Genomic DNA, 20687 nt, shown 5'->3' with positions numbered 1-20687 from the left:
ACGAAGGCCGAGCATCTTCCAGCCGGCGCGCCGTGTAAACCCCCGCGGCCGCCTGGCGACGCAGCGCGTCAGGTGGCGGCGTCCTGCGGCCAGCGCACGGGCGGCAGGGCCTGCAGCGCGGGCCGGGCCAACAGGTAGCCCTGGAACAGGTCGATGCCCAGGCCGCGCAGGGTGTGCAGCTCGGCATCGGTTTCGACGCCTTCGGCCAGGGCCTGCACGCCCAGGTCATGGCACAGGCCCACGATGCCGCGCACGATGGCTTGCCGCACCGGGTGGCGGTCGACGCCGCGCACCAGGGCCATGTCGATCTTCAGCAGATCGGGCTGGAAGTCGGCCAGCAGGTTCAGGCCCGCGTAGCCCGCGCCAAAATCGTCGATCGCGCTCAGGAAGCCGTGGCGGCGGTAGGCGTGCAGGATGCCCTGCAGGTGCGCCTTGTCCAGCAGGTTCTCGCGCTCGGCAATCTCGAAGATGATGCGCTCGGTGGGAAAGCCGCAGCGCTGCGCGGCCTGCAGCGTGGCGCGGATGCAGGCCTCCGGCTGGTACACAGCGTTGGGCAGGAAATTGATGCTCAGCCGGCAGGGCATGCCCAGCGCCGCGGCCAGCTCCACGGCCTTCACGCGGCAGGCCTGGTCGAAGGCGTAGAGGTTCTGCTCGGTCACCCGATCCAGGATGCTCTGGGCCGAACTGCCGTCCAGCCCCCGCACCAGCGCCTCGTAGGCGTAGACGCTGCGGTCGCGCAGATCGACGATGGGCTGGAACGCCATGGTGAATTCGAAGTCCAGCGCCTGGCCATCGCGGCAGGCGGCGCAGGCGGGCGAAGAGGCGGTGGCCGAAGAGGCGGCGTGGAGGGAGGCGGGCTGATTCATGACAGCGATGGGCCACGGGCAATGGCGGGGCGGCGATCGAGCCGACAGCTTACGCGCATCTTGCGGCACATCGGTCCCGCGCGCGTCCCGTGACCCACCGGGCCGCGAGGGCTTTGGCGCCCGCGCCGCTCCCTCAGGCGGCCTTTGCGCGCACGACTGCGGGGCCCGGCGCACCGCACCGGGCCCCTCGCCGCGCTCTTCTTCTCTCCCCTCTCTCTCTTGGTTACTGCGGCTGCGCGCCGGCTCTCGGCCGTGTTCGCTCGCTCGTGCTCGTTCACCCGTCACGCCACCACGTGCACCAGTTGCATCATTCCCAGGTCTTCGTGGTCGAGCGCATGGCAGTGCCACACGAACTGGCCGTGGAAGTCGGTGAACCGCATGCGGAAGGTGATGCTGCCCATCGGCGGCACCGGCAGCGTGTCGGCCCAGTACGGGTCGACCGGCTCGCCGTTGACCCGGACCACGTAGCTGTCGTTGACGTGGATGTGGAACGGGTGCGGGTAGCGGTTGAGGTTCTGGATGGTCCACTCCTCCACCGCGCCCAGCGCCACCGTCTGCGTGGCCGTGAGCGACGACTGGAACGGCGACAGCCGGGCCTGCGGCGAGGCGTCGCCGGACGAGAACACGGTGTCGGTGAAGCCGTCGACGCCGTCCGACAGCGGGATGAACCAGCCCTCCCCCGCCGGAATGGGCTGGGCCAGGCGCTCGCTCGTCTTGGGCAGTACGGCCAGCACCAGGCTGCGCTGCTTGCCGCCATGGGCCGCCAGTTCCTCATCGGTGATGGGCAGGTGCTCGGCATAGCGCGGCAGGCGCGCGGGCTGGGGCAGCGGGGTGGACAGCGGCGTGCCCTCCACCACGATGCGCGCGACGATCTCGTCCTGCGCCTCGCTCGACGGCGCCTTGACCGAACGCAGGTAGTACGTGCCGGGCACGTCGCTGGCCTTCACCACGATCGAATGGCGGTTGCCGGGATACAGCGCGTTGCCGGGCCAGTGGGCGTTGTCGAATTGGTCCGAGGTGGCCGCGTTGATGGGCTTGAAACGGCGGTTGAACACGTTGCCGTCCTTGGCATACGCCCAGAGCGTATGGCCGTCCAGCACGGGGTTGAACGGGTAGAACGAAGCCGTGTTGACGAAGTGCCACTGCTGCAACTCGCCCGGCCGCATCACGATGGTGGGCTGGTAGGCGCCGTTGAGCAAAAAGCCCGACGACGCGGTGCGGATGGAGTCGTAGAACGATTCCGTTTTGCCGTCGTCGGTCAGGTTGACCTTGTGCACGTGGATCGCGCGCTCGCGGATGTCCGGCGTGTCGATGAAGGTGTCCTTGGGGTCGTGAATGAGGATGGCGCCGAACATGCCGCTGGAGACCTGCACGTTGGACGACCCGTGCAGATGGGGGTGGTACCAGTAGATGCCGTTGGTGTGGTCGGCCGGGATGGCCACCTCGTGCTGGCGGCTGGCCCCCGGCAGCACGCCGGCCTCGGCCATGTCCACCACGTAGTCGCCGAACACGCCGGGGCGGATCTCCCGCGGATCGACGTGCAGGCCGTGGAAATGCAGGTTGGTGCTGTTCTGGTGGTTGAGGTAGTCCAGCGAGGACTGGCCCTTCACGTTGGCCGGCAGTTCGTTCACCAGCCGGATGCGCAGCGTGTCGCCGGGCTGCAGGTGCAGCGTGGGCGCCATGTACTGGCCGTTGAAGCTGCGCAGCGCGGTCTGCACCGTGCGGGCCACGCCCGGATAGGCCGGCGGCTGCGACCCCGCGATGCGCAGCGGCTGCGCGCCGTAGCGGGCGAACAGGTCCAGGCTGAGCTGGCCGCCGGACGACGTCAGCGCGGCGGGCTCGGGCAGCGTGTCCGCCGTGGCGCCGGAGGCGCTGCCGCCGCAGCCGGCCAGCGGGGCAACCACTGTGCCCAGGGAGAGCCCGAACATCCACTGCAGGCTGGCGCGGCGCGTCGGCTCCGGGGTCGAGAAAGAATCGGTCATGGCGGGCCTTCAGGCGAATGCGATGGGATGGGGTCGGACCTGCACGGCGGTGGACGGAAACGCCCCGCAGGCGGACGAGCGGTTGTCGCCCCAGGCGAGCAGCCCGGTGCCGGTGCGCGCCAGCACATGGCCCGATCCGGCCGCCAGTTGCAGCACGCCGCGCAGCGCCGGCACCCGCAGCGGCCTGGCGGAAAAGGCCAGGCCGTCCCGCGCGAGCTGCCCCATGCCGTTCCAGCCCCATGCGAACACGTCGCCCTGGCGCGACAGCGCCACGGTGTAGAACATGCCCGCATCCACCTGCGCCACGGCAAAGCCGGTGCGCACCCGCACGGGCCGGGCGACATAGCGCGCATCGCCGCCGCCCGCCTGCCCGTACTGGTTGGAGCCCCAGGCCCACAGCCCGCCTTGCGCGTCCACCGCGAAGCTATGCGTGTCGCCCGCGGCCACCTGCACGATGCGCCCGGGCAGGTCCACCCGCACCGGCACGGCGGATTCCTTCAGCGCCCCGTTGCCGAGCTGACCGGCCGCGTTGGCGCCCCAGGCCCAGACGCGTCCGGCACGGTCCAGCGCCAGCACGTGCGCATGGCCGGGCGCCAGGTGCGCGATGGCACCCAGGCCTTCGATGGCCTGCGGCGCGGATTCGCGCGAGGCCGTCGCGCGGCCCAGTTGCCCATAGGCCGCCATGCCCCAGGAGCGCACCGTGCCGTCGGCCTGCAGCGCGAACGCGGCGGCTTCGGTCTGCGCCACCTGGACCACGGGGGAAGGCAGGCCCGACACGCCCACGCGGTCGGCGCCGTGATCCGGCGACACCACGGGCCGGCAGGCCACCACGGCGCCGCCCTCGCGCACGGCCAGCGTGTGGGAATGCCCGTCGTGCACCGCGGTGAACGGCAGCCCGGGGTTCAGCCACTGGGGCTGCGGCTGCGCGTAGCGGTTGTGGCCGATCTCGGTGGGGCTGGACGTGCACAGCTCGCCCGGATAGCCGGGCGGCAGCTGGGCGCCGAGCCGCTTGACGCCGCCCCAGCCGTAGGCCGCGCCGTCCGCGGCGAGGGCGATGGACCGGTCGCGGCCGGCACTGATGGTGAGAAATGGCATGGAATGCGCCTCGCGGGTCAGGGCAGCAGCACGAGGTAGGCGAACCCTTCGGCGCCGCCGATCGTGGCCTTGATCTGGATCTGCTTTTTCGATGTGGGGGCCTGGGACACCGTCACCCGGCCTGAGGGGCTGATCTGCACGCCGGAATCGCTCGGGTTGCACGACCAGACGGCCATGTCATTGTCGATGGCGGCCCCCGAACTCAGGACGCCCCGGATGCTGAGGTCGTACGAGAACGGGGATTGCTTGGTGATCTTCGTGGCCGGGGACAGCAGCAGCCGCTTGAGTACCGGCACCGGCGCGCTCTGGTTGCCGTAGAGGATGGCCTTGCCTTCCAGCCGGCCCGATTGCCCGGGCTGGTCCGACAGGTACCAGGGCAGTTCGGCCTTGATCGTGTAGGCACGTGGCGTACGCTCCTGGCTGCGCAGTTGCACCAGGCCGCTGGTGCCTTCGTGGTTGGACACGTGCACGTCCGAGGCGTGTTCGCCCTCGACGCTCCAGATGGCGTCCTGGGTCACGTCCTTCCAATCGCTGCTGTCGGAGTAGCGCACCAGCGCCCAACCCTGCGCCGTGTCGGCCGTGGATTTGAAACCCTCGTAGAACTCGACCTTGAACTCCACGGGAACGGGCGGCGTGCGCACGTACAGCACCGGCATGGTCCACGGCACGGGTGGCTGCGAGGAGCCGTATTGGGTATAGCACCTGCCGTCGCCACGGCAGAATTTGATGCGGATGTTTTCCTCGTCGCCGTTGTAGAGGTTCATCACCAGCGTGCGCAGTTCGTAGTCCGACTGGCCCCATTGGCGATCGCGGCGCTTGTAGGCGTTGCGGGTGACGATGTAGCCCGGGCCGAGGATCTTGTAGGGCCTGGACCCCGCCTGCCCCAGGTCGGCGAAATGCCGGTAGCGGGTGGTGCCGTCGTGCTGGTACGACTGCGGCTTGAAGCCGAAATATCGCATGATTTGAGGCGTCGCGGCCGACTGTTCGCCGGAAGGCAGCCGATGGCGCACGGCGTCCGGCGGTATCAGGCTCTGCAGTTCGGTGATGCTGGGCAGGCGCCAGGGATTGCCCGCGCTCGCCGGGTCGGCCATCAGCCCTTCCAGGCCGTCGTATTCGAACATCTCCGGTTTCCACATCAGGCCGGTGTCGCGGTCCAGGATGCTGCCGTCGGCGAAGGGCTTGAGCCCGTTGGGGTACATCAGCCGCTGGCGCTTGAGGTGGATGTGGTACTCGTCCAGGTGCCGCTCCGCCTTGTCCAGCTGCGGCGGATCGCCCGCATGGGCGGCCTCGACCTTGAGATTGAGTGCCTGGGCCTGCAGTGCGCGCGCCTGGTTGAAGGCGTTGAACAGCAGGTCGTCATAGGCCGTTCCGGTGCGGCCCGAATAGAACTTGGGATGATCGTCCAGCAGCAGGCGGATCAGCCCCTTGGCATCGGCACCGGAGCCCACCTGGTTGTCGTGCAGCTGGGTCAGCACCAGGCTTTCATTCACGGACTTGACGAATTGCTCCTGAAGCTGGTCGGCCGTCGGCGGCGCATCCCCCGCTGCGCTGGCCAGCAAATCGGTCTTGTCCTGCACGAACGCCTTCAACGCCTCCAGCGCCGTCAGGCGGGTGATGTAGGCCGTGGACCGCGGCACCCTGCCGATCGCCTCGCTCAGCCGCTTGATCTCGGCCGTGATCGCCTGCAGCTGCTTGGCGGTGGTGTCCTCACCTTCGCCCAGCCCCAGTTCGTTCAGGAAGCTGTTGATCCCGCTGACCCGCATGAGCCAGCCCTTGACCTTGCCGCCGGCCCAGTCCTTGAAGTTGCCGGACAAGCCATCCACCAGGTCCTTGATGGTGGCGTCGGGGCTTTTGTCGGCGCCCAGCAGGCCGGCCGCGTTCCGTCCGAAGCGCTGGACGGAGACCGTGGCGTCGATGCCGTCCGCCACCTGCCGGGTCAGGGCCTGCGTGCCGCCCGCGCCGCGCGCGGCCTGGTGGAAGTGGTCCGCATCGAACCGGTCGCGGTCCAGGCTGAAGCCCAGAGTCCCCACGGGAAGGTCGGGCGGCAGCCCCAGCGACTCCAGCACGCGCGCCTGGGCCCGCGCCAGCGCCATCCCCGGCTGCGTGGCGAGGTAGGCATCCACCAGCGTGGAGATCGGAGACAGCACGACCGCCGTGCCGGACCGGTAGTCCTCGAGCCGGGCGGCCAGATGCAGGCCGTCCCCCAGGTCCAGGACGAGGCGCAGGCCGCCCTGCGCCGCGTGCACCAGCACCGTGGCATGGCCGTCGAAGGCCGTCTCCACCAGCGTCTGGCCGCCCGCGCCGAAGACCGTGAGCGTGCCCTGGCCCGGGCCGCCCGGCTCGGCATGGACCGGCACCGACAGCGCATGGGGTGCAGGGCCAAGTCCGCCTTCGCCGCAGCTTCGGACAAGGTCAAGATGCTGCAGGGGGTCGAGGGGGCTGTCCACAGGGTGCATAAATTGTGTCCGGCAGGCCGGTCCATTGGGGTGATGACGCAGTTTTTTAGCCCGGGATCGGGCGGCAGGCCTGCCGCCCACCGGTGCATCGTCCCGTTTCGCACCGGCCATTTCAACCCGCGGATCCAGTGGGGATTTCTTACCCATGCCACGGTGGGAGCCCTTCGGGCGGGGAATTGAGACACGCGGCCATTCCAGGCCCAGCGGGTGAGACGCAGGATCCATTTCGACCCCGTCGGCCGCACAGGGTTTTTTTCTCGACCTGTCGCGCGTGCACTACATTTCGAGTGGAAACACACAGAAAGCAACAGACCGCGGAAGGGAATTCATGGCAAACGAGGTCCGTCCGGCTCCCGATTCCCCTCCACACCGCCGCCATGCGGCGCTGGCCAGTCCGCACGCGCCGGGGACGCTGGTGGAGGTCGCCACCGATCCCGTCCCCCCTCGGGAGCGCCTCGACTTCTGGCGGGAATCGGTGCTCAGCCGCATGCGCCCCGAATCCGAGGTGCCGGACGGGGCGGCGTTCGGCGGGCGGTTGCGGCGCATCGTCGGCCATGGGGCCGATCTGGTCGAGCACGCGAGCGAGGCCGTGCATGCCGTGCGCACCGAGGCCATGTGCCGCCGGGACGGCGCGGACGACATCAGCCTGTCGCTGATGGTGGAGTGCGACTGGGCCACCCAGGAAAACCACGGAGCGCAGCAGATCTCGGCCGGCATGCTCTATCTTGTGGACTACGCCCGGCCGGTGGAGATCCGGCGCTCACGCCACCGCGACATGTCCCTCATCGTGTCGCGCAAGACGATCCACGACACCCTCGGCCCCGGCTTCACCCTGCCCGACCAGCTGCCGCAGCGCCCGGGCCTGGGCAGCGTGCTGCAGACCCTGATGGCCGCCACCTGGCGCGAAGCGCCGCGCATGGGGATCGACGAACGCACCGTGGCGCTGAAAGCCTGCACCGACATGGCCCTGGCCCTGCTGCAGACATCGCAGAAGGCCGGCCTGCAGGCCGATGCAGGCCGCTTCGACGACAGCCTGTACCGGGCGGCCTGGGGCCTGGTGCGGCGCCACTGCGGCGATCCGGCCTTCGGCGCCGAGCGGCTGGCGGTGCTGCTGGAATGCTCGCGTGCGTCGCTGTACCGCCTGTTCGCACGCCATGGCGAAGGCGTGGCGGCGGCCATCTGGAGCGCCCGGCTGGAGGCGGCCTGGCAGCAGGTCACCGCGACCGCGGGCGCCGGCACCGAGCGGCCCAGCCTCTCGGAGATCGCGCTGCGGTGCGGGTTTTCGGACCCCTCCACCTTCCAGCGCATGTTCAAGCGCCGCTTCGGCCTCAGCCCGCGCGAGGCGCGCCACCCGGCGAACTGACCCGCGGGCCGGCCGGCGGGTGCCGGCACCGGCGCGTTGGGGGACAATCGCCGGGTGTCCATCCCCCAGTCGTTCATCCAGGAATTGCTCGCCCGCGTCGATGTGGTCGACATCGTCGGCCGCTACGTGCAGCTCAAGAAGGGCGGCGCCAACTTCATGGGGCTGTGCCCCTTCCACGGGGAAAAATCGCCCTCGTTCAGCGTCAGCCCCTCCAAGCAGTTCTACCACTGCTTCGGCTGCGGCAAGAACGGCAACGCCATCAGCTTCCTCATGGAGCACGCCGGCATGGGCTTCGTGGAGGCCGTGCAGGACCTGGCCCAGCAAGTGGGCCTGCAGGTGCCGCAGGACGACGTCTCGCCCCAGGAGCGCGAGCGCGCCGCCGCCCAGCGGCAAAAGCAGGCCACGCTGACGGACGTGCTCGAAAAGGCCGGTGAATCCTTTCGCAAGCACCTCAAGGATTCGCCGCGTGCGGTGGGCTACTTCAAGGGGCGCGGCGTCTCCGGCACGGTGGCCAAGCGCTACGGCCTGGGCTACGCGCCCGAGGGCTGGCGCAATCTGGCCAGCGTGTTCCCCGAGTACGACAGCCCCCTGCTGGCCGAGAGCGGCCTGGTGATCGTGAACGAGGAGGACGACAAGCGCTACGACCGCTTCCGCGACCGCGTCATGTTCCCGATCCGCAACGTGAAGGGCGAATGCATCGGCTTCGGCGGGCGCGTGCTGGGCGACGACAAGCCCAAGTACCTCAACTCGCCGGAAACGCCCGTGTTCCACAAGGGCCGCGAACTCTACGGCCTGTTCGAGGCGCGCACCGCCATCCGCGAGCACGGCTACGTGCTGGTCACGGAAGGCTACATGGACGTGGTGGCGCTGGCGCAGCTCGGCTTCCCGAACGCCGTGGCCACGCTGGGCACGGCCTGCACGCCCGACCACGTGCACAAGCTGTTCCGTTTCACCGACACCGTGGTGTTCAGCTTCGACGGCGACGCGGCCGGGCGGCGCGCGGCGCGCAAGGCGCTCGACGGAGCCCTGCCCTACGCCACCGACACGCGCAGCGTGAAATTCCTGTTCCTGCCGGCCGAGCACGACCCCGACAGCTTCATCCGCGAACACGGCACCGACGCCTTCGCCCGCCAGGTGGGCGAGGCGCTGCCGCTCAGCCGCTTCCTTTTGGAGGCGGCCCGCGAGAACTGCGACCTGGGCACCGCCGAAGGCCGGGCCCACATGGTGAGCAACGCGCGGCCGCTGTGGTCCGCCCTGCCCGACGGCGCGCTCAAGCGGCAGTTGCTGACCGAACTGGCCGAGCAGGGCCAGCTCGACGCGCGCGATCTGTCCGACCTGTGGAACCAGGCCGCAGCGCAGGACGCCAGCCGCCAGGGCGGCGGCGCGCACCGGACGGCCTCCGGTGGCGCCCCCCCGCCCGCCTACGCCGACGAACCGCCCTGGGGCGCCTCCGCGCAGGACGCCGGCTGGGCACCTGCCGGCGAGCCGCCCGGCGGCGGCCAGGGCTATGCCGCCAAACCGTTTCGCAAAAACAATGGCGACTGGAAAGGCAAGGGCCGCTGGAAGAAGGAGGACGAGCGCCCCATCCAGCCGCGTCTGCCCCGCACCCCGGCGGCGAGCCGCACGGACCACGCGGTGCGGCTTCTGCTGTCGCACATGGAGTTCCTGGAAGAACTGGCCCATGAGGACCACGCGGTGCTGTGCGCCCAGGCGGCACCGCACGGGCCCCTGTTCACCTGGCTGGAAGGCCAGTTGCACGAACATGGCCCGCTGGCCTGGGCCGTGCTGCGCGAGAGCCTGCGCGGGCATGAGTGCGAAGGGCTGGCCGAACGCGTGATGACCGGCTCGCACGCCCAGACCGAGGGCGACGTGCAGGAGCTGCGGGCCGAGCTGCGCGACCTGCTCGACCGCATGCTCATCGAGGAGCTCAAGCGCCAGCAAAACGAGCTCATCCTGCTGGCAGCGCGCGACCCGGCGGCTCTGGCGCAATACCAGGCCCTGGAGCAGCGGCTCAAGGCATTGCGCGGAATTTCGCTCAAGCCGGCTTGAAATTCCCCTGGGCCGCTATAATGTAGGGTTCATCGGCAAGAGCGACAGCAGCACCTCCGGGCCGGGCAACCGTGACACACACGCACGACCGCCCTTCACACCGCAAGGACTGCACACCAAATGTTCGCCCACACATCTTGCCCCTGAGGGTCGCTCCCTCGAACCGCGAAGGCTCCGGCCTTTGCCGTGCCACCCGCGCCGGGATCCATGGCGCTTGCGTTTTCTTTGTGTCCGTTTTTGATCCTGAGGTGTCCATGCCTGCTCAAAAGTCCGCGAAGTCGCCCAAGTCCGCCCCAGACACCGCCGCGAAGGCCGCTTCCAAACCTGCTGCCAAAGCCGCAACGACCGAGCCCAAGAAGGCCCTGGCCGCCGCTGCTCCAGCCGCCAAGAAAGTCCATACCGTGCCCGTGAACAAGTCCTCTGACAAGGCCGAAGCCTCCGAAGAAACCAAGAAGCCCGCCCGCGCCAAGGCCGCCGCGGCCTCCGCCGACGACGAAACGCCCAAGAAGCGCCCCGGCCGCCCGGCCAAGGCCGCCGGTGCCGCCGCAGCCGACAAGACCCCTGCCAAGCGGGGCCGCAAGCCCAAGGCCGGAGCGGACGACGATGCGGTGGGCGACGATGCCGACCTGTCCGACATCGAGGCCGACCTCGAAGGCGAACCCGAAGCCGAAGCCACCCCCACGGCCACGGTCGAGAAGGTCAAGCCCCTTCGCATGAAGATCAGCAAGGCGAAGGAACGCGCCTTGATGAAGGAATTCGGCCTCGACGAGACCGTCCTGTCCGAGGAAGACCTGGCCAAGCGCCGCTCGCGCCTGAAGACGCTGATCACCCTGGGCAAGACGCGCGGCTACCTGACGCAGGTCGAAATCTCCGACCACTTGCCCGACAAGCTGGTCGATGCCGAGACGATGGAAGTCGTGGTCACGATGCTCAACGACATGGGTGTGGCCGTGTACGAGCAGACGCCCGATGCCGAGACCCTGTTCCAGAACAACGTGACGCCCACCGCGGCGACCGTCGAGGAAGCGGAAGAAGAAGCCGAAGCCGCCCTGTCCACCGTGGACAGCGAATTCGGCCGCACCACCGACCCCGTGCGCATGTACATGCGCGAAATGGGCACGGTGGAGCTGCTGACGCGCGAAGGCGAAATCGAAATCGCCAAGCGCATCGAAGGCGGCCTGCAGGCCATGATGGAGGCAATCAGCGCATCGCCCGCCACCATCGCCGAGATCCTGAACATGGGCGAAGAGATTCGCGAGGGCAAGGTCGTCATCTCCACCATCGTGGACGGCTTCTCCAACCCCAATGAAGCCGACGACTACGTGGCCGAAGAAGACTTCGACGAATTCGACGAAGAGGACGACGACGACGGCAAGGGCGGCTCCAAGGCGCTGACCAAGAAGCTGGAAGAACTCAAGCGCGAAGCCCTGTCCCGCTTCGACACCATGCGCGACCTGTTCGAGAAGGTCCACAAGATCTACGACAAGGAAGGCTACGGCACGCCCGCGTACATGAAGGCCCAGCAGGCCCTGTCGGCCGAGCTGATGACCATCCGCTTCACCGCCAAGACCATCGAGAAGCTGTGCGACATGGTGCGCGGCCAGGTGGACGACGTGCGCAAGAAGGAGCGCGAGCTTCGCCGCATCATCGTGGACAAGTGCGGCATGCCGCAGGAAACCTTCATCAAGGAATTCCCGCCCAACCTGCTGAACCTGAAGTGGGTGGAAAAGCAGGCGGCGTCCGGCAAGCCCTGGAGCACCGTGCTGCAGCGCAACATTCCGCCGGTGCAGGAACTGCAGCAGCGCCTGATGGACCTGCAGGCGCGCGTGGTGGTGCCGCTGCCCGAACTCAAGGACATCAACAAGCGCATGAACGAGGGCGAATCGTCCTCCCGCGATGCCAAGAAGGAAATGATCGAGGCCAACCTGCGCCTTGTGATCTCCATCGCCAAGAAGTACACGAACCGCGGCCTGCAGTTCCTGGATCTGATCCAGGAAGGCAACATCGGCCTGATGAAGGCCGTGGACAAGTTCGAATACCGCCGCGGTTACAAATTCTCGACCTACGCCACGTGGTGGATCCGCCAGGCCATCACGCGCTCGATCGCCGATCAGGCGCGCACCATCCGCATCCCGGTGCACATGATCGAGACGATCAACAAGATGAACCGCATCTCGCGCCAGCATCTGCAGGAGTTCGGCTTCGAGCCTGATGCGTCCATCCTGGCGGCCAAGATGGAGATCCCGGAAGACAAGATCCGCAAGATCATGAAGATCGCCAAGGAACCGATCTCCATGGAAACGCCGATCGGCGACGACGACGACAGCCACCTGGGCGACTTCATCGAGGACGGTGCCAACACCGCCCCGATCGACGCCGCCATGCAGGCCGGCCTGCGCGATGTGGTCAAGGACATCCTGGACGGCCTCACGCCGCGCGAAGCCAAGGTGCTGCGCATGCGCTTCGGCATCGAGATGTCCACCGACCACACGCTGGAAGAAGTCGGCAAGCAGTTCGACGTGACGCGCGAGCGCATTCGCCAGATAGAAGCCAAGGCGCTGCGCAAGCTCAAGCACCCCAGCCGCAGCGACAAGCTGCGCAGCTTCATCGACTCGCTGTAGTCAGCCCGCGGCCGCCCTCCGCGCAGCGTCCATCGAAAAGCCTGCCCCCGCCTTGCGGGAGCAGGCTTTTTTCATGGCTGGACGTTTTCGCGGAAGCACCCCTTGGCCCGCACGGGAAAGAGCCCCACCACCCTTCGGAAGATGGCCGGACGCCACATGCGGCGCTTGGCGAGACATGCGAAATTGGCACGTGTTGCTTTCCAAAATTTCGCTTTGGATTTGAAAATCTGAAACATAAACTTACGAACGACATTGCACTACCAGCAAGTTTCCACGCAGATGGACAGGGAGGGAGGGTAGAAGCCGAAGCGGCTGACCCATGGGGCGAACCGCACGCCGCAAGAGGAAAGCATTGAAGTGCGCGCCACCTGCAACTCCGCCCCGGCACTTGCGGGTGGCGCATTTTTTTCTGCCCACCAAGAAAGAAAGAGCCACTTCCATGAACCACCGATTCTTCGGAAACCTGCGCATCGGCCCCCGCATCACGCTCGCATTTCTTTCCACGATCGTGTTGCTGCTCCTCGTGGCCGGCATCTCCATGTCGGCCCTGGGCAACGTCAATCAGGCGCTGACGCTGGTGACCAAGGACTATTACGTCAAGGTCCGGTTGCTGAACGAGATTTCCGACGAGGTCGATCAGCAGGCCCGCTACGTGCGCAATCTGGTGATCTTCGATGACGCGGCCCAGCGAGAGCAGGAGATGAAGGGCATCGAAGGCAGCCGCGCGCTCATCACCGGCATGTACGCCAAGCTCACGCCCACCGTGCAGAGCGACACGGGCAAGCGGCTGCTCGCAGACACGCAGGAGCAGCGGGCCGCCTACGTGAAGGACGTGGACGCGTTCCTCTCGCTGATCCGCGCAGGCCAGCCCGAGGAAGCCAAGGGCCTGCTGGCCAACACGCTGCGGCGCAACCAGCTGGCCTACATGGCAGCCCTCGACAAGATGTCCGATCACCAGCAGCTGCAGATGGACAAGGCCAGCGACGGCGCGGACCGCGAGGTGAAGACGGGCTTTCAGCTCATCATCGCCATCGCGTGCGCGGCGGTGGCCGTGTCGTTCGTGCTGGGCTGGCTCATCACGCGATCCATCACCCGGCCCATCGGGCGCGCGGTGCAGATCGCCGAAACCGTGGCGGCGGGCGACCTGACGTCGCACATCGAGGCGAACAGCAAGGACGAGGTGGGCCAGTTGCTCAACGCGCTGCAGCGCATGAACGCCAGCCTGGTGCAGATCGTGGGCAACGTGCGCACGAGCGCCGACTCCATCGCCACCGGGTCGGTGCAGATCGCCAATGGCAACGCCGACCTGAGCCAGCGCACCGAGGAGCAGGCCAGCAACCTGGAGGAGACCGCGGCGTCGATGGAAGAGCTGACCTCCACCGTGCAGCAGAACGCCGACTCGGCCCGCCGCGCGCACCAGCTGGCCTCCGGCGCCTCGGCCGTGGCCACGCAGGGTGGCTCGGTGGTGGGCAACGTCGTGTCCACCATGCAGGACATCCAGCAGAGTTCCGGCCGCATGGCAGAGATCATCGGGGTGATCGACGGCATCGCCTTCCAGACCAACATCCTGGCGCTGAACGCTGCGGTGGAAGCGGCCCGCGCGGGTGAGCAAGGGCGCGGCTTCGCGGTGGTGGCCAGCGAGGTGCGGTCGCTCGCGGGGCGCTCGGCGGAGGCCGCCAAGGAGATCAAGGCGATGATCGAAGCCAGCGTGTCGCGCGTGAGCACCGGCAGCGATCTCGTGGCCCAGGCCGGACGCACCATGGACGAGGTGGTGGCGCAGGTCACACAGGTGTCCACGCTGCTGTCGGAGATCAGTGCGGCCAGCGCCGAGCAATCGAGCGGCATCAACCAGGTGGGCGATGCGGTGCAGCAACTGGACCAGGTCACGCAGCAGAACGCCGCGCTGGTGGAGGAGAGCGCCGCTGCGGCCGACAGCCTGAAGTTCCAGGCCGAATCGCTTTCGCGCATGGTGGCCCAGTTCCGCCTGCCGGGCGACACCGATGCCGGCACGGCCGGAACCCCGGCAGCCCCCGCCCGCAGCAACAGCCGCACTGGCGCACTGCCGGCGCCCGCGCAGCGGCTGATCGGCTCGTCGGGCGCTTACTGAACCAGCCCGCAACCGGAGATCAGCGCCCGAGCTCGCGCACCTGGAAGTAATCCCGGGCCAGGTCCAGCCAGGCGCGCGCCGCGGGCGCGTGCGGCACGCCGCGGCGCCAGGCCAGCGTGAAGTGCCAGATGGAGGGCAGATCGTCCACATCGAGATAGCGCACGCCGGGGTGCTTGCTCCAGCGCGTGATGGCGCGCGGCAGCAGCATCACGCCCAGTTGCTGCGCCACCAGCTGCACCATGAAATCGACCTGCCCCGTGCCCATCACCGACACGTGGGGTCGCACGCCCTGCCGCGCACAGGCCTGCAGCAGGGCCTGGTTCACGGTGGTGCCCTCCTCGAACAGGATGAGCGGCCATTGCGCCAGGTCCGCGAGCGAAATGCGCGTGGTGCCGGCGGGCACGAAGGCCTGCGGCACCAGGGCCACCACGGGCTCGGTGCGCACATGCTGCCAGTCGAAGTCGTGCGCGGCGGGCGCCACCAGGGCCGCCAGATCCACCTCGCCCGCGCGCAGCTGCGCTTCCAGCCGGTCGAGCGGCTCGACCACCATGGCCACGTCGATGGCGGGAAAGCGCTGCCGGAACTCGGTGAACAGCCCCGCGTAGTACGCGCTGGTGCCCATGCGGGGAAAGCCGATGCGCAGGCTTCCGCGCTGGACCTGCTGCATTTCCGCCAGCTCGCCCTCCAGCCCGCGCATCTCATGCAGGATGTTCACCGCGCGGCGAAGCAGCAGGTTGCCGGCGGCAGTGAGGCCCTTGCCCCGGCCCGAACGCGCGAGCAATTGCACGCCCATTTCGGATTCGAGGCCCTTCATCGCCTTGCTGACCGCCGACTGCGTGGCGCACACCACCTTGGCCGCTTCGGCGAAGCTGCCGTGTTTGGCGATTTCCACGAAAAGGCGAAGGGTCTTGATGTCCATGGGAGTGGGTGGGCGCGAGAGGACACGAGAACAATGACCATACAAGCAAATACCGCCCCGTCACAGCGCCTTGGCCAGCATAAAGGCACGCGCACGCCCCGCGCTACCCCCAAAGGCAAAAGCCCGGCATCGCATGGCGAAGCCGGGCAGCGGGGCGATGCCACCGGGGTATCGATTGTGATCAAACAGGCCTGCAGCGCATATCCTACTAGGGCATATTGCTCATATTTTTATAGCAAAATGCCCCGCCATATTCTCAGGAAGCCAGGGCCCGCATCTCCGCGATCAGGTCGGACTTGCCCTCGAACCCGATGCCCGGCAACGGTGGCAACGTGACGTAACCGTTTTCGACCTTTACGCCGTCCGGGAAGCCGCCATAGGGCTGGAACAGGTCGGGGTAGCTTTCGTTGCCGCCCAGGCCCAGGCCCGCGGCGATGGCCAGCGACATCTGGTGGCCACCGTGGGGGATGCAGCGGCTGGGGGACCAGCCATGGTCCTTGAGCATGTCCAGCGTGCGCAGGTATTCCACCAGCCCGTAGCTCAAAGCGCAGTCGAACTGCAGCCAGTCGCGATCCTTGTGCATGCCGCCGTGGCGGATGAGGTTGCGCGCGTCCTGCATCGAAAACAGGTTCTCGCCCGTGGCCATGGGGCCTTGGTACACCTCGCCCAGCCTGGCCTGCAGTTCGTAGTCGAGCGGGTCGCCGGCCTCTTCGTACCAGAACAGCGGGTACTGCGACAGGGCGCGGCCGTAGTCGATGGCGGTCGGCAGGTCAAACCGGCCGTTGGCATCCACCGCCAACTGCTGGCCCGGGCCGAGGATCTTGAGCACCGACTCGATGCGCTCGCAGTCGTCGGCCAGCGAGGCCCCGCCGATCTTCATCTTGACCACCGAATAGCCGCGCGCCAGGTAGCTCTCCATTTCCTTGCGGAGGCCGTCCAGCCCCTTGCCGGGGTAGTAGTAGCCGCCGGCGGCATACACGAAGACGCGCGGGTCGGGCGTGCCGTTGCCGTAGCGTTCGGCCAACAGCTGGTAGAGCGGCTGGCCGGCGATCTTGGCCACCGCGTCCCACACAGCCATGTCGATGGTGCCGACGGCCACCGAGCGCTCGCCGTGGCCACCGGGCTTTTCGTTGATCATCATGCGGGCCCAGACCTTGTGCGGGTCGAGGTTCTCGCCAGTGCCGTCCACCAGCGTGGCGGGGTCGGCTTCGAGCACGCGGGGGATGAAGCGGTCGCGCATCAGCGCGCCCTGGCCGTAGCGGCCGTTGGAATTGAAGCCGTAGCCGATCACCGGCTTGCCGTCGCGGACCACGTCGGTCACGACGGCCACCAGGCTCAGGGTCATCTTCGAAAAATCGATGTAGGCGTTGCGGATGTCGGATTGGATGGGCCGGGTGGATTCGACGATATCGACGATTTTCATGGTGCTTGGGTGGTTGAGAAAAGAAGGATCAGCGGGCGAGCGAGGCGCCCCCGCAGATGGCGATGTCCTGCCCCGTGATGGCCGCCGCCGGCGGCGACAGCAGGTAGCCCACGAGCGCGGCGATCTCGACGGGCTCGATGAGGCGGCCGATGGGCGGCAGGCGCGGTGCGCTGCCGGCGCGGGCGGGGTCGCTCAGCATGCCGGTGGCCGTGGCGGCGGGCGAGACGACGTTCACCGTCACGCCCTGCCCCGCCACCTCGGCCGCCCAGCTGCGCGCCAGCGCGACCAGCGCCGCCTTGGTGGCCGCGTACTGGCCGCGCCCGGGCATGCCCTGCGCCACGCGGCTGCCGATGAACACCACCCGGCCGTTCCCACGCGCGGCCATGGCGGGCACGATGGCATCGGCCAGGCGCGTGGCGGCATCGACGTGCAGGCGCCACATCAACCCGCCGCCCGCGTGGTCCAGCTGGCCCAGCGGGCCCACGCGCAGCACACCCGCGGCATGCACCAGGGCCTGGACGGCCTGCAGCCCCGCGGCGGCACGGGCGATGTCTTCGCCATCGGTCAGATCGACGGCCACGGGCGTGAACGCGGCGTGTTCGATGGCCGGCGCGGCCACGTCCAGCCCGCTCACGTGCCAGCCCGCGGCCAGCAGCGACTCGGCGATGGCGCGGCCGATGCCGCTGCTGCTGCCGGTGACGGCGGCATGGGCGCCTGGGGGCGGCGTGCCGTCATTCCGCACGGATGTTGCCCTCGGTCACGATCTTCTGGGAGCGCTCCATGTCGGCGCGCTGGAACCTGGCGAAGTCGTCCACGCTGCCCGGCGTGACGAGCAGCCCCTGGTCCTTGAGCTTCTGGGCCATGTCGCCGGCCAGGGCCTTGTTCACCTCGGCGTTCAGGCGCTGCACCAGCGAGGGCGGCGTCTTGGCCGGGGCCCACAGGCCGTACCAGCTGTAGAACTCGAAGCCGGGAAGGGTCTCGGCCACCGTGGGCACGTCGGGCAGGTTGGGCACGCGCTGGGCGGAGGTCACGGCCACCACCTTGAGCATGCCGCTCTTGTGGTACTGGAGCGAGCCGAGGATGGGGTCGATGAAGCCGTCGATCTGCCCCCCGATCAGGTCCTGGAAGGCCGGCGCCGTGCCCTTGTAGGGCACGATGAGGTAGTCGATCTTGCCGGCCCGTTTCAGCAGTTCGGTCGAGAGATGCCCGGCCGAGCCGATGGAGCCCACGGCGAAGGTCATCTTGCCCGGGTGGCTCCTGGCGTAGCCCAGCAGGGATTTGATGTCGGTCACCGGCAGGTCCTTGTTGACCGCCACCGACAGGGGCGCCTTGGCCACCAGCGCCACGGGTGCGAAGTCCTGCGTGACGCTGAACGGCACCGATTTGAGCGTCATCGGCGCGGTCGTGAAGGTGGAGGCGCTGAACAGCAGCGTGTAGCCGTCCGCCGCGGCCTTGGCGACCGCGTCGCCGCCGATCACGCCGCTGCCGCCGGGCTTGTTGTCGATCACGAAGCTCTGCCCGGTCTGCTCGCCGAGCTTTTGCGCCAGCATGCGGCCCACGGCGTCCAGCGTGCCGCCCGGCGGGAACGGGATCACCACGCGCACCGGCTTGTTCGGGTAGGTCTGCGCGAAGCCGCTGGCGGCGGCGGTGAGCGCGAGGGCGCCGAGGACGGCGCGGAGGAATGGCTTGCGTTGCATGGCGTGTCTCCTGTCTTTATGGGGTCGCGAATGTCCGGTGCGGGCCGTGCGGTGCGTCCCGTCTTGTCATGCCATCCGCAGATCAGCGCTGCAGCAGGCCCGCCTGCCGGACGGCGGCGCGCAGGGCCTCGACCTCCTGGGCGTTAGGCGCCTCGGTGGGCGGGCGCACGGTGGCGTCGTCGATCACGCCGGCCAGGTACATGCCGCCCTTCATGCGCGCATGGGCCTCGCCCGTGGGCTCGCCGCCGCCGTACACCGCGTCCTTGAGCGGCGTGATGACGGCCTGCACGGCCATGGCTTTTTTCAGGTCGCCGGCCTTCACGGCGTTCCACAGGTCGATGATGAGCTGCGGGATGAAGGTGGCGAAGCCCACCAGCGCGCCATCGACGCCCTGCACCATCGAGGCCAGCAGGTACTCGTCGTGGCAGGTGAGGATGGCCTTGGAGGCGTCGGCCTCGCGGATCGCCTGGATGTCGCGGGCGTACTTGTTCATGTCGCGCTGCCCCACCTTGAAGGCCTGCAGGTAGGGCAGCCGGGCGAGCTCGGCCAGCAGCTGCGACGAGTACGAGGCGCGCGTCCACGCCGGGTACACGTGGCACACCAGGTCCAGGCCCGGCGCGGCCCGGTGGATGGCCTCGAAATACTGCAGCGCATGGCCCGGCGTGAAGCCAAAGCGCAGCCAGTGGTGGGGCGGCATGACATCCAGCGCCACGGCGCCGGCGGCCTGGGCGGCGCGGGCATGTTCGGCGGCCTCGGCCAGGCCCTCGCAGACGATGGAGGAGATGACGGGCGTGCGGCCCTTCAGTTCGTCGGCCACGATGCGGGTGACCTCGGCGCGCTCGGCGGGAGTGAGGGAAAACACCTCGCCGGTGTGCCCGTTGGTCATGATGGCCACCACGCCCTCGTGGCCGGCCAGCCAGGCGGCGAGCTTGCGCAGGGCGGGCTCGTCGATGCGGTGGTCGGGGGTGAAGGGGCACGAGATGGCGGGGATGATCCCGCGATAATTCGCGATGGAAGGCATTCAAGGTCTCCGTTATGGGTGCGGGGGAACGACAACGCAGCGGATCTTCCGGCGAGGGCCCCGCACCGTCCAATACCCGAATCGCATACATCTATCTGCACGGAACACGACGCCCATGGGACCTGGCAACCGCCCCCTCGATCTCGAATGGCTGGAAGACTTCCTGGCCCTGGCCGAGTGCGGCAATTTCTCGCGCGCCGCCGAGGCCCGGGCCATCGCCCAGCCCGCGTTCAGCCGCCACATCCGCGCGCTGGAGGAATGGGTGGGCGTGGAGCTGTTCGACCGCAGCGCGCACCCGGCCGCCCTCACGGCGGCGGGGCAGCGCTTTCTGCCCCTGATGGAAACCCTGCTGGCCAACCTGGAGGCCGCGCGCATCAAGGCGCGCGCCGCGCACGACACGGCGGCCGCCAGCCTGCGCTTCGCGGCCACACACGTGCTCTCGCTCACCTTCTTTCCGCGCTGGCTGGGCCAGCTGGAGGCGCAACTGCGCCTGGGGCCCATCCAGACCATGTCGGACAGCTCCCGGGCGTGCGAAGACCTGGCGCTGCAGCGGCGCGTGCAGTTCGTGCTGTGCCACGGCCATGCGGAAGCGCCCGGGCGCCTGGACGAGGCGCAGTACCCCATGCAGCGGCTGTCGGACGACGTGCTGCAGCCGGTGAGCGCGGCGGGCCCCGACGGCGGGCCGCTGCACGCCATCGGCCGGGACGGCGCGCCGCTGCCCCTGCTGGCCTACAGCGACGCCTCGGGCCTGGGCCGCATCATGCGGGCGCGCATGCGCGGCGTGTACGGCGATGGCGGGGAATCGGCCGTGCCGGGCGGCGTGGCGGTGGTGTTCACCGCGCACCACGCGGTGCTGCTCAAGACCATGGCGCTGGAGGGGCGCGGCGTGGCCTGGCTGCCGCGCAGCCTCATCGCCGACGACCTGCGGGCCGGCACGCTGGTGGCGGCCGGCGAGGCGGCCTGGGACGTGCCGGTGGAGATCCGCCTGTACCGCCAGCGCGCCGGCATGTCGGAGGTGGCCGAATCGCTGTGGGCGCTGGCCGGCGGCCAGGCCATCCCGGCCAAATAGCCCCGATGCCGGGAGATCG

Annotated in this window: 14 protein-coding genes; 5 read left to right on the top strand and 9 right to left on the bottom strand. The window is 68.7% G+C overall.

Annotation, left to right across the window (positions count from 1 at the left end):
• Nucleotides 1-68 precede the first annotated feature (68 nt).
• The 4 genes from R1Z03_RS11450 to R1Z03_RS11435 form a co-directional block, all read right to left on the bottom strand.
• A complete protein-coding gene (locus R1Z03_RS11450; RefSeq protein ID WP_284430201.1) occupies nucleotides 69-866 on the bottom strand; it encodes an EAL domain-containing protein in 798 nt (265 codons plus the stop codon).
• A gap of 281 nt (nucleotides 867-1147) precedes the next feature.
• A complete protein-coding gene (locus tag R1Z03_RS11445; RefSeq protein WP_317359772.1) occupies nucleotides 1148-2848 on the bottom strand; it encodes a multicopper oxidase domain-containing protein in 1701 nt (566 codons plus the stop codon).
• A 9-nt stretch (nucleotides 2849-2857) separates the two neighbouring features.
• On the bottom strand, nucleotides 2858-3943 hold the full coding sequence (locus R1Z03_RS11440; RefSeq protein WP_317359769.1) for a hypothetical protein: 1086 nt from the start codon (nucleotides 3941-3943) through the stop codon (nucleotides 2858-2860).
• 17 nt (nucleotides 3944-3960) lie between these two features.
• Nucleotides 3961-6399, bottom strand: coding sequence for a hypothetical protein (locus R1Z03_RS11435; protein ID WP_317359767.1), 2439 nt, complete (start codon nucleotides 6397-6399; stop codon nucleotides 3961-3963).
• Nucleotides 6400-6727: 328 nt separating this feature from the next.
• Here R1Z03_RS11435 and R1Z03_RS11430 point away from each other — a divergent pair, with 328 nt between their 5' ends.
• The 4 genes from R1Z03_RS11430 (at nucleotide 6728) to R1Z03_RS11415 (ending at nucleotide 14539) form a co-directional block, all read left to right on the top strand.
• The gene (locus R1Z03_RS11430) at nucleotides 6728-7762 is read left to right on the top strand and encodes a helix-turn-helix domain-containing protein (RefSeq protein ID WP_317359765.1); all 1035 of its coding nucleotides are present in this window, start codon (nucleotides 6728-6730) and stop codon (nucleotides 7760-7762) included.
• A 54-nt stretch (nucleotides 7763-7816) separates the two neighbouring features.
• Nucleotides 7817-9811 (top strand): DNA primase, encoded by a 1995-nt coding sequence (gene dnaG / locus R1Z03_RS11425; RefSeq protein ID WP_317359763.1) that lies wholly within the window; start codon nucleotides 7817-7819, stop codon nucleotides 9809-9811.
• Between the two features lie 254 nt (nucleotides 9812-10065).
• Nucleotides 10066-12432 (top strand): RNA polymerase sigma factor RpoD, encoded by a 2367-nt coding sequence (gene rpoD, locus R1Z03_RS11420; RefSeq protein ID WP_284430195.1) that lies wholly within the window; start codon nucleotides 10066-10068, stop codon nucleotides 12430-12432.
• 439 nt (nucleotides 12433-12871) lie between these two features.
• The gene (locus R1Z03_RS11415; RefSeq protein ID WP_317359760.1) at nucleotides 12872-14539 is read left to right on the top strand and encodes a methyl-accepting chemotaxis protein; all 1668 of its coding nucleotides are present in this window, start codon (nucleotides 12872-12874) and stop codon (nucleotides 14537-14539) included.
• A 19-nt stretch (nucleotides 14540-14558) separates the two neighbouring features.
• Here R1Z03_RS11415 and R1Z03_RS11410 read toward each other — a convergent pair whose 3' ends face one another.
• The 5 genes from R1Z03_RS11410 to R1Z03_RS11390 form a co-directional block, all read right to left on the bottom strand.
• Nucleotides 14559-15458 carry a LysR substrate-binding domain-containing protein gene (locus R1Z03_RS11410; protein WP_317359757.1) on the bottom strand — a complete coding sequence of 300 codons (900 nt, stop codon included), beginning with the start codon at nucleotides 15456-15458 and terminating at the stop codon, nucleotides 14559-14561.
• Between the two features lie 256 nt (nucleotides 15459-15714).
• Complete coding sequence (locus R1Z03_RS11405) at nucleotides 15715-16881, bottom strand: mandelate racemase/muconate lactonizing enzyme family protein (RefSeq protein ID WP_284430192.1); 1167 nt, start codon at nucleotides 16879-16881, stop codon at nucleotides 15715-15717.
• A 28-nt stretch (nucleotides 16882-16909) separates the two neighbouring features.
• Nucleotides 16910-17623 carry an SDR family oxidoreductase gene (locus tag R1Z03_RS11400; RefSeq protein ID WP_317359753.1) on the bottom strand — a complete coding sequence of 238 codons (714 nt, stop codon included), beginning with the start codon at nucleotides 17621-17623 and terminating at the stop codon, nucleotides 16910-16912.
• The gene (locus R1Z03_RS11395) at nucleotides 17613-18578 is read right to left on the bottom strand and encodes a tripartite tricarboxylate transporter substrate binding protein (RefSeq protein ID WP_317359751.1); all 966 of its coding nucleotides are present in this window, start codon (nucleotides 18576-18578) and stop codon (nucleotides 17613-17615) included. The genes R1Z03_RS11400 and R1Z03_RS11395 overlap by 11 nt, the downstream gene beginning before the upstream one ends.
• Before the next feature lie 82 nt (nucleotides 18579-18660).
• A complete protein-coding gene (locus R1Z03_RS11390) occupies nucleotides 18661-19599 on the bottom strand; it encodes a dihydrodipicolinate synthase family protein (protein ID WP_272551826.1) in 939 nt (312 codons plus the stop codon).
• 115 nt (nucleotides 19600-19714) lie between these two features.
• Here R1Z03_RS11390 and R1Z03_RS11385 point away from each other — a divergent pair, with 115 nt between their 5' ends.
• Nucleotides 19715-20668, top strand: coding sequence for a LysR family transcriptional regulator (locus R1Z03_RS11385; RefSeq protein ID WP_284430188.1), 954 nt, complete (start codon nucleotides 19715-19717; stop codon nucleotides 20666-20668).
• Nucleotides 20669-20687 lie beyond the last annotated feature (19 nt).

Source organism: Acidovorax sp. BLS4 (assembly GCF_032929295.1).
Lineage (GTDB): Bacteria > Pseudomonadota > Gammaproteobacteria > Burkholderiales > Burkholderiaceae_C > Paracidovorax.
The sequence above is the reverse complement of the archived record's forward strand: the minus strand, read 5'-3'. Positions and strand labels throughout refer to the sequence as shown.

Excerpts from the sequence above, each read along its gene's own strand:
- rpoD (WP_284430195.1), top strand. The coding sequence starts at position 10,066 with ATGCCTGCTCAAAAGTCCGCGAAGTCGCCCAAGTCCGCCCCAGACACC.
- R1Z03_RS11405 (WP_284430192.1), bottom strand. The coding sequence starts at position 16,881 with ATGAAAATCGTCGATATCGTCGAATCCACCCGGCCCATCCAATCCGAC.
- R1Z03_RS11445 (WP_317359772.1), bottom strand. The coding sequence starts at position 2,848 with ATGACCGATTCTTTCTCGACCCCGGAGCCGACGCGCCGCGCCAGCCTG.
- R1Z03_RS11430 (WP_317359765.1), top strand. The coding sequence starts at position 6,728 with ATGGCAAACGAGGTCCGTCCGGCTCCCGATTCCCCTCCACACCGCCGC.
- R1Z03_RS11415 (WP_317359760.1), top strand. The coding sequence starts at position 12,872 with ATGAACCACCGATTCTTCGGAAACCTGCGCATCGGCCCCCGCATCACG.
- R1Z03_RS11410 (WP_317359757.1), bottom strand. The coding sequence starts at position 15,458 with ATGGACATCAAGACCCTTCGCCTTTTCGTGGAAATCGCCAAACACGGC.
- R1Z03_RS11395 (WP_317359751.1), bottom strand. The coding sequence starts at position 18,578 with ATGCAACGCAAGCCATTCCTCCGCGCCGTCCTCGGCGCCCTCGCGCTC.
- R1Z03_RS11450 (WP_284430201.1), bottom strand. The coding sequence starts at position 866 with ATGAATCAGCCCGCCTCCCTCCACGCCGCCTCTTCGGCCACCGCCTCT.
- R1Z03_RS11385 (WP_284430188.1), top strand. The coding sequence starts at position 19,715 with ATGGGACCTGGCAACCGCCCCCTCGATCTCGAATGGCTGGAAGACTTC.
- R1Z03_RS11390 (WP_272551826.1), bottom strand. The coding sequence starts at position 19,599 with ATGCCTTCCATCGCGAATTATCGCGGGATCATCCCCGCCATCTCGTGC.
- R1Z03_RS11440 (WP_317359769.1), bottom strand. The coding sequence starts at position 3,943 with ATGCCATTTCTCACCATCAGTGCCGGCCGCGACCGGTCCATCGCCCTC.
- R1Z03_RS11435 (WP_317359767.1), bottom strand. The coding sequence starts at position 6,399 with ATGCACCCTGTGGACAGCCCCCTCGACCCCCTGCAGCATCTTGACCTT.